The sequence below is a fragment of the Bacillus sp. cl95 genome, from assembly GCF_900115925.1.
GTDB lineage: Bacteria > Bacillota > Bacilli > Bacillales > Cytobacillaceae > Neobacillus_A.
The window spans coordinates 623,784-639,284 of the sequence record NZ_FOYF01000002.1 but is presented as its reverse complement, the minus strand read 5'-3'; the positions used below and the strand labels follow the sequence as shown (position 1 = coordinate 639,284).

The 15,501-nt window shown below is 38.3% G+C and carries 16 protein-coding genes; 1 reads left to right on the top strand and 15 read right to left on the bottom strand.

Annotated elements, in window-relative coordinates; translation table 11 throughout:
• Positions 1-186 precede the first annotated feature (186 nt).
• The 11 genes from dinG to BMZ31_RS08430 all read right to left on the bottom strand — a co-directional run bounded on the left by dinG (position 187) and on the right by BMZ31_RS08430 (position 11,185).
• Complete coding sequence (gene dinG / locus BMZ31_RS08480) at positions 187-2,991, bottom strand: ATP-dependent DNA helicase DinG (protein WP_090831288.1); 2,805 nt, start codon at positions 2,989-2,991, stop codon at positions 187-189.
• Positions 2,992-3,196: 205 nt separating this feature from the next.
• Complete coding sequence (gene panD, locus BMZ31_RS08475) at positions 3,197-3,580, bottom strand: aspartate 1-decarboxylase (protein ID WP_090831287.1); 384 nt, start codon at positions 3,578-3,580, stop codon at positions 3,197-3,199.
• A 14-nt stretch (positions 3,581-3,594) separates the two neighbouring features.
• Entirely contained in the window at positions 3,595-4,452 is an 858-nt protein-coding gene (panC, locus tag BMZ31_RS08470; RefSeq protein WP_090831286.1) for a pantoate--beta-alanine ligase, read from the bottom strand.
• Complete coding sequence (panB, locus tag BMZ31_RS08465; RefSeq protein WP_090831285.1) at positions 4,449-5,285, bottom strand: 3-methyl-2-oxobutanoate hydroxymethyltransferase; 837 nt, start codon at positions 5,283-5,285, stop codon at positions 4,449-4,451. The genes panC and panB overlap by 4 nt, the downstream gene beginning before the upstream one ends.
• 341 nt (positions 5,286-5,626) lie before the next feature.
• The gene (locus BMZ31_RS08460) at positions 5,627-6,604 is read right to left on the bottom strand and encodes a biotin--[acetyl-CoA-carboxylase] ligase (RefSeq protein ID WP_090831402.1); all 978 of its coding nucleotides are present in this window, start codon (positions 6,602-6,604) and stop codon (positions 5,627-5,629) included.
• A complete protein-coding gene (locus BMZ31_RS08455; RefSeq protein WP_090831284.1) occupies positions 6,589-7,785 on the bottom strand; it encodes a CCA tRNA nucleotidyltransferase in 1,197 nt (398 codons plus the stop codon). Before BMZ31_RS08455 ends, BMZ31_RS08460 begins: the two co-directional genes overlap by 16 nt.
• Positions 7,778-8,926 (bottom strand): N-acetyl-alpha-D-glucosaminyl L-malate synthase BshA, encoded by a 1,149-nt coding sequence (gene bshA, locus BMZ31_RS08450; RefSeq protein ID WP_090831283.1) that lies wholly within the window; start codon positions 8,924-8,926, stop codon positions 7,778-7,780. The genes BMZ31_RS08455 and bshA overlap by 8 nt, the downstream gene beginning before the upstream one ends.
• Positions 8,926-9,639: a bacillithiol biosynthesis deacetylase BshB1 gene (gene bshB1 / locus BMZ31_RS08445; RefSeq protein ID WP_090831282.1), complete on the bottom strand. Its 714-nt coding sequence runs from the start codon at positions 9,637-9,639 to the stop codon at positions 8,926-8,928. Before bshB1 ends, bshA begins: the two co-directional genes overlap by 1 nt.
• Positions 9,626-10,051 carry a methylglyoxal synthase gene (gene mgsA / locus BMZ31_RS08440; protein ID WP_090831281.1) on the bottom strand — a complete coding sequence of 142 codons (426 nt, stop codon included), beginning with the start codon at positions 10,049-10,051 and terminating at the stop codon, positions 9,626-9,628. The genes bshB1 and mgsA overlap by 14 nt, the downstream gene beginning before the upstream one ends.
• A 10-nt stretch (positions 10,052-10,061) precedes the next feature.
• Positions 10,062-10,862, bottom strand: a complete 801-nt coding sequence (gene dapB, locus BMZ31_RS08435; protein ID WP_090831280.1) for a 4-hydroxy-tetrahydrodipicolinate reductase — start codon at positions 10,860-10,862, stop codon at positions 10,062-10,064.
• 5 nt (positions 10,863-10,867) lie between these two features.
• Positions 10,868-11,185, bottom strand: coding sequence for a nucleotide pyrophosphohydrolase (locus BMZ31_RS08430; RefSeq protein ID WP_090831401.1), 318 nt, complete (start codon positions 11,183-11,185; stop codon positions 10,868-10,870).
• Between the two features lie 227 nt (positions 11,186-11,412).
• Here BMZ31_RS08430 and BMZ31_RS08425 point away from each other — a divergent pair, with 227 nt between their 5' ends.
• The gene (locus tag BMZ31_RS08425) at positions 11,413-12,285 is read left to right on the top strand and encodes a YitT family protein (RefSeq protein WP_090831279.1); all 873 of its coding nucleotides are present in this window, start codon (positions 11,413-11,415) and stop codon (positions 12,283-12,285) included.
• Positions 12,286-12,357: 72 nt separating this feature from the next.
• Here BMZ31_RS08425 and BMZ31_RS08420 read toward each other — a convergent pair whose 3' ends face one another.
• The 4 genes from BMZ31_RS08420 to BMZ31_RS08405 form a co-directional block, all read right to left on the bottom strand.
• On the bottom strand, positions 12,358-13,035 hold the full coding sequence (locus BMZ31_RS08420; protein ID WP_090831278.1) for a zinc metallopeptidase: 678 nt from the start codon (positions 13,033-13,035) through the stop codon (positions 12,358-12,360).
• Positions 13,036-13,122: 87 nt separating this feature from the next.
• Complete coding sequence (gene ypjB / locus BMZ31_RS08415) at positions 13,123-13,911, bottom strand: sporulation protein YpjB (protein WP_254778668.1); 789 nt, start codon at positions 13,909-13,911, stop codon at positions 13,123-13,125.
• 75 nt (positions 13,912-13,986) lie between these two features.
• Positions 13,987-14,583, bottom strand: a complete 597-nt coding sequence (locus BMZ31_RS08410) for a lipoprotein heptaprenylglyceryl N-acetyltransferase LhaT (protein ID WP_090831277.1) — start codon at positions 14,581-14,583, stop codon at positions 13,987-13,989.
• A 134-nt stretch (positions 14,584-14,717) separates the two neighbouring features.
• Positions 14,718-15,485 (bottom strand): menaquinol-cytochrome c reductase cytochrome b/c subunit, encoded by a 768-nt coding sequence (locus BMZ31_RS08405; RefSeq protein WP_090831276.1) that lies wholly within the window; start codon positions 15,483-15,485, stop codon positions 14,718-14,720.
• Positions 15,486-15,501 lie beyond the last annotated feature (16 nt).

Here is a 15,501-nt window from a genome sequence, read left to right as displayed (position 1 = left end):
AACTTATACGATCAATCATGAAGGGCTACAATATAATTACACAGATTTAATAACTCTTAATTATTATAGCAGGACTGCTTCATAAAATTAATGTCATGCAACACAAATCTAATAATTCTACTTCACACGTCATTGACTGCGACTTGCTCGCAGTCCTTTTTTTTCTGTCATTTAACACCTCAATGATTACGATAACCACTTATGGATTCTATCTGTAACACTGTCAATGTTCCCTTTGAAAATAGATACTTTTGGAATTGAATCAAGAAAATACTTTCCATAATTTGCAGATATGATTCTTCTATCAAATACAACGACTATTCCACGATCGTTTTTTGTCCGTATCAATCTGCCAAAGCCTTGTCTAAATCTTAAAATGGCCTCTGGCAATGAAAAGTCGTGGAAGGCGTTACCCCCTTCGTTTTCTATCTGCTGACATTTTGCATTTGTCAAAGGTTCGTCTGGTGGAGTAAATGGAAGGCGGACGATAACAAGACATGTTAAGTCCTCTCCTGGGATATCTACACCTTCCCAGAAACTGCTTGTTCCTAATAAAATAGATTTTTCGTATCTTTGGAAGTTCTTTGTTAGCCTTGTTTTACTACCGCTTGTAATGCCTTGAGCCATTATAACAAAATCCTCGAGGAATCCACTTTCTTTCACCAGCTCATATGTCTTCTTTAACATCTCATGTGCAGTAAAAAGGATTAACATTCTACCTTTTGTTGCTTCAGCAATTGAAATAATATGCTCTGTAATTGACGCAACATACTCATCCATCGGAACGGAATTTATTTCAGGTAGATCCTCACAAACCATAAGCTGTACTTGTTTATCGTAGTGAAATGGAGATGGAACTTGAATAGATTTAGTTGAAGTCTCCATTCCAAGGCCTTTGAATAAATAAGTAAAAGAATTATTCACAGTTAATGTAGCAGAAGTAATGATGACGCTCTTTTTTAGAGAAAAGAATCTCTTTGCTAATTTCTCACCAATTGCATGGGGTTGCGCGTGGAACGTAGTCGCATTTTGTGGTGCTCTAAGATCGACTTCCAGCCATTTAACTAATTCTGGGTCTTCAAAAATAAACGTTCTCAAAGACGATCTTATTTCTTCTAGCTCAGTCACATAAGTTAATAATTCTTCGAGTACACCTCGTTGAATATGGTTCAAACGTGAATCGACAGACTGAAGAATTTGTAGGCGCCGTTCAATGGCCGCTATCAAATCTTTCAAAGCAAAGAACAATCGCTCCCCACTATTGCTTAGAGCCTGCCATTCCATGCTATGAGTCCTATTTTCCATACTGAATTGTACTCTCTTTGTAGAAGACCTATTGATACTATATTTCCTTTTAGCCAGGATTAAGGCTACTTTAAAAAGTTCATCATTTTCTAAAGAAATATTGAACATTAATTCATTAAGTTCTGATGCCCTTATAATTCCGTCAGTATCCACATTTATTTGTTCCAAAATTTGCTCTAGCTTATAAAAAAGTTGACGCTGTTCGAATGTTCCAAATTGGCTCAGTGTCATCCTCAAATTCAAATAATCTAAAGAGGTTCCTAAATATCTGCCCGCAGTCTTTTCAAAGTGATGACCTTCATCGATAACAACATACTCATAAGGCGGCAGGACAGTCGATGGATTCTCCATATTACTTAACAATAGCGAATGATTTGTAATTACAATATTTGCATTTACTGCCTGGTCTTTGGCCCTTGTATAAAAATCTCTATCTTTCCAATTAATTTTTGAAGAGAATAGAGAACGATCACTCTTAATTTTATTCCAGTACAGCTGTCCACCACTTGATAGATTCAATTCATCTCTGTCTCCGGAATTCGTTTCTGTCAGCCAAACAAGAATTTGCATTTTCGTCAAAGTTGTATCGTAATTATCGAAAGCTTCATTTAGGCTATACATGAATTTTTCCAAGCTTAAATAATGTTGCCTTCCTTTTAGCAAAACGACTTTTGTATCAAACGGCAACATTTTCATGAGTAGCGGGATTTCTTTTTGAAGAAGCTGTTCCTGCAATTGTATGGTATGTGTACTAATCACCACGGGAGTTCCATGCTTATTAGAAAAATACGCAGCAGGAACCAGATACGCTAAAGACTTACCTACACCTGTCCCTGCCTCTATTGCAAGATGTTTACCTTTGTCAAAAGAAACCATGACTTCGTCCATCATCCGGTACTGTCCCATTCTTTTTTCAATACCTGAAGAAAATGATTTTTGAAAAAGACTTATTTTTTCTTCTTCACTAGAAGGAAAACTATGTATAAATTGTACGGTATTTAAGTCCGATTGATGAGGGAATTTCTTAATTATCAATCCATGAAACTCTTCCAAGGATTCGTCCAAATATTCCAGATAAGCTTGCTTGCGTATCAGTGTTTCATCAAAAAGGGTTTTTAAGTCCCCTTTTAGTCCGCCAGCAAGTCCAACTAGCAGTTTTAAAGTTTTGTTTGGCAGAGATTCCAACTTTTTTAGAAGTAAAAGTAAAAGTTCAGCGGTGACATAGGCATCACTATCAGCTTGATGTGGACGATCATGGGATAATCCATATGCTTGTGCTAGGTCGGATAATTTATAACCATCTGCTGTCGGATTCAATATTCGAGTTAATTCTACAGTGTCTAATGAAGGTCCATAAAAACCCTCATAGCCAGCTTGAAAAAGTTCTTCTTGTAAAAAAGACAAATCAAACAGTACGTTGTGCGCCACAAAATAAGCTCCTTTTAGTAGCTCCATAACTTTTGGCGCTATTTCGGAGAACACAGGTGCGCTCTTTACCATTTCGTCATTAATTCCAGTAAGTTCTTCAATAAAAATGGGTATATTTCTTTCAGGATTCACCAAGGAAGAGTACGTATCAATTATTTTGCCGCCTTCAATCACAACTGCCGCAAATTGAATGATTTTATCACCTTTTTTCGGTGAGTTGCCTGTCGTTTCCAAATCTACTACGATATATTTACTCATTCTCACAACACACCTTCAAACTTTGTTCATTCAAACGGTAACACAAAAACCAATAAAAGAAAAAGGAAACGAAAAAGAAAAACTACCCTCAGAAGCAAATGAACAACAATTTATCTATTTTTAGCTATCTTCTTATTATGTTTTTGATTTTTCACTAAAAGTAAACAGAGCCATTTTTAAAGAAAAGCCCCCTTAATGAAGGGGACTACATGATCGTTTGAGCTGGTTCCGCATTTATCATTTCAACAATTCGGTTATTCTCATCCATAATCGCAACTTTTGGCTGATGGGACATTACCTTTTCTTCTGGAACCATCACATAAGAGATGATTATAACTACATCTCCTTCTTGAACAAGACGTGCCGCTGCACCGTTTAAGCAAATGATTCCACTACCCCTTTTACCTGGGATGATATACGTTTCAAGTCTTGCACCATTATTATTATTAACAATTTGCACCTTTTCATTAGCTATCATACCTACAGCATCTAGAATATCTTCATCAATGGTAATGCTGCCAACATAATTCAAATTCGCCTCGGTTACTCTAGCACGGTGAATCTTCCCGTTCATCATTGTGCGAAACATTTTTTGCTCCCCCTCTATTTCAGTTCTTCTCTATTTATTAGTATATTATCAATTAAACGAGCCTTGGAAAATTTCACGGCAATCGCAATGATTGTCGTTCCTTCCAACTCATTTACTTCTGTCAATTCCGGGTAATTGTATACCTCTACATAGTCGATTTGACCTGAAGTTTCCCTCTCGATCGTCTCAATTACTTGATTCCTTAAAGTATCAGGGTTTCGTTCACCTTTTAAAATGGCTGACTTTGCGACTTGAAGGCTCTTATACAGTGCAGGTGCCTGACTTCGTTCTCGCTCACTTAAGTATACATTCCTCGAACTCTTGGCAAGGCCATCCCTCTCACGAACAGTTGTGCCTCTCACCACCGTGATAGGAAAATTAAAATCATTAATTAGTCCTTCGACAACTGCAACCTGCTGAGCGTCTTTCATTCCAAAGTAGGCGCGTGTAGGCATGATAATATGAAAAAGTTTTGTTAAAACTGTAGCAACGCCATCAAAATGTCCTAGACGTGATTTTCCACACAAAACATTTGTACGATCTTCTACGACTACTTTAACCGATGACTTACTAGGATACATCTCTTCTACACTCGGGTAGAAAATATAATCCACTCCACATTCTTCGCCTACTTTTCTGTCTCTATCAAAATCCCTTGGATAAGTTGATAAATCTTCTTTCGGACCGAATTGCAAAGGATTTACGAATATGCTAAGTACACTGATTTGGTTTTCTTTACGTGACTGCTTTAGTAAGCTTTCATGTCCTTCGTGCAAAAAACCCATTGTCGGCACATACCCGATTGAATGATTCAGCTGTTGTTCTTTTTTCATAAGAAGTTGCATTTCTTGGATGGTTGTAATTACTTTCATTCTTTTCCACCATAAAAACCTTTCAGTTCTTCTTCATTCATTGTAAACGAATGTTGTCTTTCAGGGAAATGTCTATTTCTTACATCCGAACTATATTGTACCAATGCGTCTTTAATATGGGGATCAATATCCGTATATTTCTTTACAAATTTTGGAACACGATTTACTCCATAACCCAACACATCATGGTAAACGAGAACCTGTCCATCAACATCTACACCTGCTCCAATACCAATAACAGGAATGCTAAGCGTACTTGATATCTCTTCTGCTAATTGCATAGGAATACACTCTAAGACAATCGCAAATGCTCCTGCCTCCTCACATTTCTTGGCATCTTCAAGCAACTTTCTTGCAGCTGTGGCATCTTTAGCTTGTACTTTATAACCACCTAAGACACCGACTGATTGTGGAGTTAATCCAAGGTGTGCCATCACTGGTATCCCTGCACTTGTCAATGCATGTATATGATCAAGTACTCCGTCAGCCCCTTCAAGTTTTACAGCATTGGCATCTGCCTCTTGAAGAATTCTACCTGCATTTAAAAGCGTATCCTTAATGGAAAGATGGTAGCTAAGGAATGGCAAGTCTACAACCACGAATGTCTCCTTTGCCCCTCGTCTAACAGCCTTTGCATGATGAATCATGTCATTCACTGTTACGTTAACCGTTGAATCATAACCAAGAACGACCATTCCAAGCGAGTCCCCAACTAAGATGAGATCGACTCCTGCTTGTTCTGCCTGCATGGCAGATGGATAGTCATAAGCTGTAAGCATGACTATTTTTTCACTTGCCTGCTTCATTTTTAGAAATTCAGTAGTTTTCTTCATAATTAACCTCCTTTTGATGAAAGAGGAGAAAAAGTTATAGAGTATGTTTAAAAGACTCTGCTAACATAACTGGTTGATTTTCCGCCTCTGGCTCTCCAATCAAGATCGTGCCGAAATCAACATTGAGCTGTAACAAAGCCGTTTAGATAAACAAAAGAGACCCCTCAATTGCCAGAAGGATCCCGTTACTCGTTATTCTTTATCCCTCTGTCCTTGTCCGAATTCGGATCTAGGCAGAAACTATTTTATATTGTTTGTTCAGAGGTGCAGTTCTTAACGATACTGCCCAAAAAGATTATAGCAATGAACACAATTTTTGGCTACTTATAGTGTTAGCACTATCACAATTCAATATCAGCCGAATATATAAAATGTATCTCTCCGGATGAATCCTCAAGCCTTAACACTCCATCATCTGTAATTCCAAGAGCCTTACCTTCTATCACTGCGTTTAGAGTGCGCGCCCTTACGGTTTTCCCAATACTTATAGCATAGCTTTCCCAGAGATATTTAATAGGAGAAAACCCCTTATCCAAGTATAGCAAGTAAAGCTTTTCAAACTGAATGAAAAACTCCCTTACTAGAGATGCTCGGGAAACATATTCCTCCCCTTCGATCAGTAAGGAACTCGCTATCGACTGAAGCTCTTTAGGAAAGTCTTCTTTATTCTGGTTAACATTCATACCAATACCAATGATAATAGAATTAATCCGATCTGCTTCGGCTTGCATTTCTGTTAATATTCCTGTTATTTTCTTTCCATTCAACAATATATCATTTGGCCACTTTATTTGAGGTTCTAGACCAGTAACGGTTTGGATTGCCTGGACAACTGCTATTGCTGTTAGCAATGTCAACTGGGGAGCCTTTGCTGGCGAAATTTTCGGACGTAAAATAAGGCTCATCCATATGCCCGTAAATTTAGGAGAATGCCATTCCCGCCCCATTCTTCCCCTGCCTGTTATCTGTTCTTCTGCAATGATAACGGTTCCTTCCTCAGCATCATTATATGAGAGTTCATGCGCAATTTTTTGCGTAGATCCTACACTTTCCTCATAATGAATGCTCTTTCCAATGAAACTTGTTCGCAATCCTAAACGAATTTCATCAGCGGTTATATTCTCAGGGGTTCTAATAATTCGGTAACCTTTATTTTTTACGGCTTCAAGGACGAAACCATCTTTTCGAAGGTCTTCAATATGCTTCCAAATTGCCGTTCTCGAACATCCAAGTAAATCCGCCAGCTTTTGACCAGAAAGATATTCTTCCCCTGCGTTTGTAAAGGCATCTAATAGGCTTTTCCTTATTTCTGATTGCATCTCATCACCCATTCTTTTACTTCATCCGGATTATTCGCTAACTTTCCTCCCAGGATTTCTATTTCAATCGACTTTAACAAATCTTTTAACCAAGGTCCCCCGGAACGATTGAGCCATTCCATTACTTCTTTTCCAGTTACGCATAGCTCATTTCTATCTTTAAGAGGAAGTGAATCATATTTTGACAGCCAGTAGGATGCATGACGATTAATAGTATCGTTAAGAGAAGCATACAAATTCTCTACCGATTCAATAACATTGTATTTGGCCGAATAAAGATCATATAGTCCCCATTCACTACTTAGTCTCTTAGACAAGTACTTCGAAATTTTTTGTATGTATTTGATTTGCTTAACAGGGAGACACCAGGACCTCAAGAATGATTCAGCAGATTTCTCTTTTAAGTCTAAACAGGTAAGAATTAAAACCCACAATTCAGTGATAGAATGCATCTCTAAATCATATTTCAAGAGCTTAGTAAGCTGTTCCTTCATCCCGTCAAATCCAGGTAAATATTTATGAGTCCCAGAATCAATGAGAAGTTCCAATGCCTCTTTACGATTTGGGCCTTGAAGCATTTTTTCGAATTCTGTTTTTTTTCTTTCTACCGCAATATTGACGAGTAATGGGGCTTGGCTAATCAGAGCGTTATATGTTTCACTTTCAATTGAAAAAGAAAGCTGGCTTAAGAAGCGAATGGCCCTTAGCATTCTTAATGCATCTTCACCAAAGCGCTCTTCAGGTTTCCCAACAGTAGAAATGACTTTATTACGTATTGCTTCTTTACCACCGAAGGGGTCTAACAGTCTGCCATTGTAGTCCATAGCAATTGCATTCATCGTGAAATCTCTTCTCATAAGATCCGCCTCAAGAGATCGGATGAATGAAACTTCCTTAGGACGTCGAAAGTCTTCGTATTGAGATTCAGCTCTGAATGTAGTAATTTCATAGGATTCGTTTTGATATATGACAACAACTGTTCCATGTTCGATTCCTACGTCAATCGTCTTTGGGAAAATCATCTTTATTTCGGTTGGCGTGGCCGAAGTCGCTATGTCAATATCCGAGATGTCCCTGTCGAGAATATAATCCCTAACAGCTCCGCCTACAAAATATGCTTCAAAACCTGCTTCTTCTATTTTTTTCAATAGTGGAGCGGCAGCCAGAAACATTTTATTCATGGTTTTCACCACTATCTAGTAATCGGAAGTATATCTTTTCATATTGTTCGACAATCAGGTCTGCCCTGAATTTATCTCTTACCGTCTGTATGGCATTTTGAGAAAAGCTTTCATGTAAAATGTTGTCAGAAAGCAATGTAATTCCTTTATCAAACATGCTTTGAATATCGCCAAGCTCACAAATAAAGCCATTTTCGCCATTTGTAATTACTTCAGGAATACCACCTACATTAGTACCAATGCACGGGACACCACATGACATCGCTTCAAGAGCCACTAAACCAAAACTTTCTTTCTCTGAAAGAAGTAACATCAAATCACTGATTGAATATAATTCCTCTACATTGTCTTGTTTACCAAGAAAAATGACTTTTTCATTTAGTCCAAGTTCTGATACGAGTTTGCAAACAAGCGAAATCTCCGGACCGTCTCCTACAAGTAAAAGCTTGGCAGGCATTTGAGCAGAGATTTTAGCAAACGTTTTGACAACGTCCTGTACCCTTTTAACCGGACGGAAGTTGGAAACATGGATGATGACTTTTTCTTCTTCTTTAATTCCATATTCTTTTTTTAGATAATGAGCATCTAAACGTTTGTAATAAACTCTTTGATCAATGAAATTATATACTGTTTCAATTTCTTTCTCGGTTTTCATCAAGTCATATGTTTGCTTTATCAATGAATGAGAAACGGCAGTGACATAATCTGACTTCTCGATTCCAAATTTAATAGCATCAGCAAGGGAAGGGTCATAACCCAATACAGTGATATCAGTCCCATGTAAAGTTGTAACGATTTTTAAGTCGCGACGACTCATTTGCTTGGCTAAAATTGCACACACTGCATGAGGAATAGCATAGTGAACGTGAAGTATATCCAGCTTTTCACGATCTGCGACCTCTGCCATCTTACTAGCAAGTGCGATATCATATGGAGGATATTGAAAAACCGAATACTGGTTAACCTCTACCTGATGATAAAACACATTATGGTACATTTTTTTGAGTCTGAATGGCATGCTAGAAGAAATAAAATGAATCTCGTGTCCTTTTTCAGCAAGCATTTTACCCAATTCAGTTGCGACAACTCCTGATCCCCCAACCGTTGGGTAACAGGTAATTCCAATTTTCAGCTTTCTCATTACACTTCTCCTAATAAGTCATTCATTAATACGGGAACCTTTGTTTTGAACCCTTCAGCATATGTTACTCCAACCATTTTACCGTAAAGTCTTTCTCTTGCTTCAATGGTGTCAATGTAACCATTTACGAGAGGTGTATCAAAACTTCCAATACCTTTTACAAACTGGCTTTCGTAAGCTTGTAAGGAAGCTATCTTTTTTTGTATATAATCAGTAATGTCCACTGTAAAATCAGGTTGATGAAAACCATTCATCATATAGAAATAAACCCGTTTTACTTTATGAGCCATCAAAGAATCATCTTCGCAAAGGTATTTATGAATACCAGCCGAAAAAACCGCCTCTTCAACAAGGCGGGCACAGTTTCCATGATCAGGATGACGATCTTCAAAATAAGGGGCAAAGACAATTTCAGGCTTATGCTCTCTGATCTTTGCAACTATTTTTTTAATGTAATCATCTTTAAGGAAAAGACCTCTATCTGGCAGTGACAAAGTGCTACGGATTTTCACTCCAATTTCATGAGCAGCCTTTAGAGCCTCCGCTTTGCGAATTTCTACCGTACCATTAGACGACAACGCTGCCTCTGTTAAATCACATATACCAATATTTTTTCCTTCTGCAGACATTTTTGCAATGGTACCACCCATGCCGATCTCAACATCATCAGCATGAGCACCAAAAGCAAGGATATGTAATTTACTGTTTGTCATTACCTTCACCTAATCTCTCTTTCACTACTTCTCTCCATTGTAGGAGCCCTTCATCAACGCCTCGGATTAAAACTTCAGCAGTACCCATATTCGTTGCTAGCGGAATGGCATAGACGTCACATAGTCTAACCAGAGCGGTTACATCAGGTTCATGCGGCTGGGAGCTGAGCGGATCACGGAAGAAAAATACAACATCCATTTCATTTTGTGCAATCTTTGCACCAATTTCCTGATCTCCTCCAAGAGGTCCAGATTTAAAACGATGTATATTTAACCCTGTCGCTTCGCTAATGCGTAATCCCGTTGTTCCAGTTGCAAATAATGTATGTTGTGCAAAAATGGATTGATAGGCGACTGTAAATTGAACAAGATCATTTTTCTTTTTATCATGGGCAATTAAAGCGATATTCATAAGTCAGCTCCTAATCTAAGAGATTTTCAAGACCGTATACAAATGATTGGATTTTCATAACCTGATCCACAGCAAGTTTTACGCCAGACATAAAAGAAGTGCGATTGTAGGAGTCATGTCGAATTGTCAAAGTTTGACCTTCGGAACCAAACATAACCTGTTGATGCGCAACCAACCCAGGCAGTCTGACTGAATGTATGTGCATTCCTTCAAAATTGGCACCACGAGCACCTGTTAAGGTTTCTTTTTCATCAGGATGGCCTTGATTCTTCGATTCCCTAACTGAAGAAATCATTTCTGCAGTCTTAATGGCAGTTCCAGATGGGGCATCCAATTTTTTATCATGATGAAGTTCAATGATTTCAATATCTGAAAAATATTGAGCGGCCATCTTTGAGAATTTCATCATTAAGATAGCGCCAATGGCAAAATTAGGAGCAATGATACAACCGAGCTCCTTTTCAAGGCATAATTCTTCCAATTCGGCTAGATTTTCTTGAGTAAAGCCAGTTGTTCCAACAACTGGACGAATGTTATGTTGAAGTGCCGTCTTCGCATGATGCATTCCGAATTCAGGGGTCGTTAAATCAATCAGAACATCCGCCTTAACTTTTGCCACACAATCTTCTAGCTCTGCAAAAATGGGTGCATCTATTGATGAGAATCCTTGGAGATCACTTAAATGTTTACCACCATTCTTATAATCCACTACAGCTACCAATTCAAAATGATCCGTTTCATTTACCAACTTAACAGCTTCTGATCCCATTCTACCTCGTGGACCGGCAATGATAATCTTTGTTTTTTCCATAGCGATCACTCCTTTTCATCTTCGTTAATTCTTGTCCATCGGTCTTTATCACGTATTTGAAACTTTGCCATAACTCGGTTATGGGCTTCTTCAAGGTCAATATTAAGAGAATTTGCGAAACAAATGAGGACAAACAGAATGTCACCCATTTCATCATCTACTGTCTTTTCTTTCTCAGTTGATTTCTTGGGCTTCTCACCATAATAATGATTGATTTCGCGTGCAAGTTCACCTAACTCTTCCGTCATTCTTGCCAACATCGCCAAAGGAGAGAAATAACCTTCTTTAAATTGGCTGATATATGTATCAACTTCATTTTGCATTTCTTTTAATGTTTTATCTTTATCCAAATGGATTCACCTCTGAAGGCTTAGTTTAGTAAGATTGTTTTATCACTTTTCATCTAACATGTTAGCTAAATTATCCTCTTTTTACAAATGTTTTTGTCCTAAACAGCCACATCGGCTAGGACTCATTGCTCTTAGAATGTTTATCCTATATAATAAAAGCCGCTATAGGTGAAAAAAGTCGAAAAGTGAGGCATTATTGTATGATATTTAACTTAAAATTGAGAAATATTGCGTTCATATTGCTTGGTTCAGCCATTTTTTCTTTTGGCATTGTAAATTTCAACATGCAAAACAATTTGGCGGAAGGCGGTTTTACAGGGATAACATTGCTCCTTTACTTCTTGTTCGAATGGGACCCTGCATATACCAACTTACTCTTAAACATTCCGCTATTTTTTATTGGTTGGAAATTATTAGGTAGGAATGCATTCTTATACACTATGATTGGGACTGTGGGGGTTTCTGTTTTCCTTTGGATTTTCCAACGCTATCAGGTGAATATGCCACTATATGAAGACATGACTCTCGCTGCATTATTTGCAGGTGTCTTTATCGGGATTGGACTTGGAATCATTTTCAGATATGGAGGTACGACTGGTGGAGTGGACATCATTGCGAGACTCGCACATAAATACGTGGGCTGGAGCATGGGGAAAACAATGTTCCTGTTCGATGCTTGCGTAATTGCTCTTTCACTCATTACATATCTGAATTATCGTGAAGCTATGTATACGTTAGTAGCAGTCTTTATCGGTGCACGAGTGATTGATTTTATGCAAGAAGGTGCATATTCTGCAAGAGGTGCGATGATTATCTCTGAACAAAACGAGCAAATTGCTGACAAAATTATGAAAGAAATGGATCGTGGTGTAACCGTATTAAGGGGTTATGGCTCTTTCACGAAAAGTGATCGCGAAGTTCTCTACTGTGTTGTTGGTAAAAACGAGATCGTCCGTCTGAAAAACGTAATTACCTCTGTAGACCCACATGCCTTTGTATCAGTAAGCATTGTCCATGACGTTTTAGGTGAAGGTTTTACATTAGACCAAGACAAGAAACCTATTGAACATTAAATAATTAGATTAGATATGTAACAAAAGCGATGCCAATATACGGCATCGCTTTTGTTATCAACTAATTGACTCCTATTGTTGTCTATTCATACCAGTGAAAATAAATACAAGCCTTAGAAGTTCAAGCACAGCAACAGCGGCGGCGGCAACATATGTAAGTGCTGCAGCATTTAATACTTTTTTCGTCTCACTCTGTTCATCCCGGGATATGATCCCTAAGGCTACCACTTGATCCATAGCCCGGTTAGAAGCATTAAATTCCACGGGTAGGGTTATCAATTGAAAGATGACGGCAAAAGCCATTAATACTATCCCTACTAATACTAGTCCGCTTATTTGCGTAAAGAAGCCAATTAATATAACTATCCATGCAGATTGAGAGCCAAAATTCGCAACTGGGACTAAGGCATGACGAAATCTTAAAAAGTTATAATTTTGTTTATCCTGAATGGCATGTCCTACCTCATGAGCAGCCACCGCAGCAGCTGCAATAGAATTTCCATTATGGATTTGCGGAGAAAGTCGAACGGTTTTCGTACGAGGATCATAATGATCACTAAGAAACCCTCGACCCTCTTCAACTTTCACATCGGTTAATCCGTTTTCAAATAGTATCTCTCTAGCTACCTCCGCTCCCGTTTTATGAGATACGTTTGGAATGCGTGAGTATTTATTAAAGGTTCCTTTGACTCTTAACTGAGCCCAAAGTGGAACCAGGATGATGATTGCGAAATATACAAGATAAGCCATTGTGCGCCTCCAAAGTAAGTGATGCACATAATTTACCCAGTTTAATAAAGCTTTAAAACCTTAGATTTAATGAAGCCACCTTCTGGTTCATTCCTTAAAGTCTCTCGAACGATTCTTTTCGTACTCCTTATCACCTTTATATTTCCGAAAGCCTACATATGACAAGGTCATGATGATAATGCTTCCTGTTGAAATGATTACCCACCATAAGGATGGATCGGCTTCATCTTCTCTCATATCATCAAATATCTTCTGCAAATCTGTCTCTAGCTCAGCTATTTGTTGTTGGCTTGTTGCATGGGCTATCGTTTCTCTAGATTCTTCAATGTATTTAATTCGAGTATCGAGTTGACCTATTTTTTCAGCTGGAACATCTATCCTCATACTTGGATAAATAACTTCGTAGATAGACAAAAATGAATTAAAACTTTCGTTAAATAGATTATAATTCCCGTTGGCAGCTGCATCTTTCAAGGTTCCAAAAGACGTCATAATCGGATCTTCCATTTCAGTCCATAATGGCTGATGACTTGTCGCAATGGCATCCATTACAAGTCTAAATTTCGTTAATCTGTTCATTTTTTCAGCATGGCCAATTGATGGACTTGCTACTGCTTCCAAAGCTTCGTCATGGGAAATAGATATGATTCTCAACTCATCCATGGAAAACGGCCGTTTCTTCCCGGATGAATCAAATTCCATTGAGAAATAATCAAGAAGCCTCTTGGCATCATCGTATCTTTGGTACTTAACCATTTGCAAGGCTTCATCTGATATATCATCGAGTTTCTCTAAAGGCGACGGTTCTTCTGCTATTGCAAAAATCGGTATCATAAAGATTAGAACTATAGATATAAGGATTGATTTGACTTTCAAGCATGTCCCCCCTTTCAATACTAATAAAATGTGTATGAAAAGAAGGACAAGATTAGACCAATTACGAATTAGCCATTAAAGATTTATTTTCAAAGTTTTACGATTATGTCGAACTCCAAAGTAATAGGCAATCGCTACAGAAAAAATGGATAACCAAAAAGTGAAATAGCCGATTTCCGGTATATACAAATCTAACATATGATAACGTGGAAGCATGAAGAAGACATAGTCTATCACATCATTGTGAAGCGTCCATATCGCTGTGACGATAAGATGCCACCATCTAAAGCGGTAAAATGGTGCATATAAAACCCCTTGAATCGCCATTGCTAAGTGAGAGAACACAAGCATTAGACCAATCCCATCAATCTCTCCCTTTACCATAAAGACCAGTACATTCATCACTACTGCCCATATGCCATACTTGAATAGTGTAACGATGGCGAGGGCTTCGATTAGCGGCCAATTCTTCTTCAATAAAAAGGCAATCAAAACGAACACAAAGAATAGACTAGCTGTCGGGCTGTCTGGCACAAAAGGAAGGAAGATTGCTGGTGTATCTTTCAATTGCCAGCCGTACCAATAATAACCGTAAATCGTTCCGAGAATATTTACGATCAACAACAATTTTAGGATAGAGCGATTCGATAATAGCGTATAAATCCAGGTCAAAGGAATACCTCTTTTCAAAGTGATGATTTCATTTTAGCAAATTTGACCAAGAGAATAAAAGACTAATCTAAGACTTCCCACCTAATATCATAGATAAATACAAAAAAGCTGACGAGATTTCGTCAGCCTTTTCATTATTTACTCTTAACACCTGAGATGAATTCAGCAAGTACTTTTAATTCTTCGTCTGTTCCTTTGAACATTCCTGGAGGCATTGCGCCTTGACCGTTTTTAGCAACCTTAGAGATTTCCTCTGGTGAAAGTCCATTGTCAACAAGGTTTTTACCAGCCGCGCCACCTGTCAGATCGGCACCGTGACAACTGATACAACCATTTTTTTCAAAGATTTTGTATCCTTCAGCCTCTTTATCAATCTCAGCTTCAGCTACGATCGCACCTTGAGTTTTAGCTTTTTCCCAATCGTGATGGGCAACAGATTCCCATGTAAGGAATGTAATTCCAGCTAAAGCAAGTAACATGAAACCAGTAGCAAGCGGACGCTTTGATGGACGTCTATGTGGTCCGCGGTCAATAAATGGTGCTAACAATAAGCCACCGAAAGCAAGTCCCGGAATGACCATTGCACCAATAACCGTATATGGGCCCGAAGCATAGGAATACTTCAATAATTGATATAGAAACAAGAAATACCAGTCAGGCAATGGAATATAGCCTGTATCAGTCGGATCCGCTATTCTTTCAAGCGGTGACGGATGCGCAATTGTTAAGCACAGATAACCAACTAGGAAAACCGCTCCAACCATCCATTCTTTAAGAAGGAAGTTTGGCCAAAATGCCTCAGTTTTACCAGGGTACTCTGAGTAGTCTTTAGGAATATTTGGTTTACGCTCTGCAGGTACACGTGAGTCACCTACAAACTTCATACCTTTTCCGCGATGCATTGAGTAATTCCCCTCC

Excerpts from the sequence above, each read along its gene's own strand:
- panC (WP_090831286.1), bottom strand. The coding sequence starts at position 4,452 with ATGAAAGTAATTACAACCATCCAAGAAATGCAACTTCTTATGAAAAAA.
- dinG (WP_090831288.1), bottom strand. The coding sequence starts at position 2,991 with ATGAGTAAATATATCGTAGTAGATTTGGAAACGACAGGCAACTCACCG.
- BMZ31_RS08460 (WP_090831402.1), bottom strand. The coding sequence starts at position 6,604 with ATGCAATCAGAAATAAGGAAAAGCCTATTAGATGCCTTTACAAACGCA.
- BMZ31_RS08455 (WP_090831284.1), bottom strand. The coding sequence starts at position 7,785 with ATGAATAAAATGTTTCTGGCTGCCGCTCCACTATTGAAAAAAATAGAA.
- panD (WP_090831287.1), bottom strand. The coding sequence starts at position 3,580 with ATGTTTCGCACAATGATGAACGGGAAGATTCACCGTGCTAGAGTAACC.
- BMZ31_RS08405 (WP_090831276.1), bottom strand. The coding sequence starts at position 15,485 with ATGCATCGCGGAAAAGGTATGAAGTTTGTAGGTGACTCACGTGTACCT.
- BMZ31_RS08430 (WP_090831401.1), bottom strand. The coding sequence starts at position 11,185 with ATGCAAAATGAAGTTGATACATATATCAGCCAATTTAAAGAAGGTTAT.
- BMZ31_RS08420 (WP_090831278.1), bottom strand. The coding sequence starts at position 13,035 with ATGGCTTATCTTGTATATTTCGCAATCATCATCCTGGTTCCACTTTGG.
- bshA (WP_090831283.1), bottom strand. The coding sequence starts at position 8,926 with ATGAGAAAGCTGAAAATTGGAATTACCTGTTACCCAACGGTTGGGGGA.
- panB (WP_090831285.1), bottom strand. The coding sequence starts at position 5,285 with ATGAAGAAAACTACTGAATTTCTAAAAATGAAGCAGGCAAGTGAAAAA.
- dapB (WP_090831280.1), bottom strand. The coding sequence starts at position 10,862 with ATGGAAAAAACAAAGATTATCATTGCCGGTCCACGAGGTAGAATGGGA.
- mgsA (WP_090831281.1), bottom strand. The coding sequence starts at position 10,051 with ATGAATATCGCTTTAATTGCCCATGATAAAAAGAAAAATGATCTTGTT.
- BMZ31_RS08425 (WP_090831279.1), top strand. The coding sequence starts at position 11,413 with ATGATATTTAACTTAAAATTGAGAAATATTGCGTTCATATTGCTTGGT.
- bshB1 (WP_090831282.1), bottom strand. The coding sequence starts at position 9,639 with ATGACAAACAGTAAATTACATATCCTTGCTTTTGGTGCTCATGCTGAT.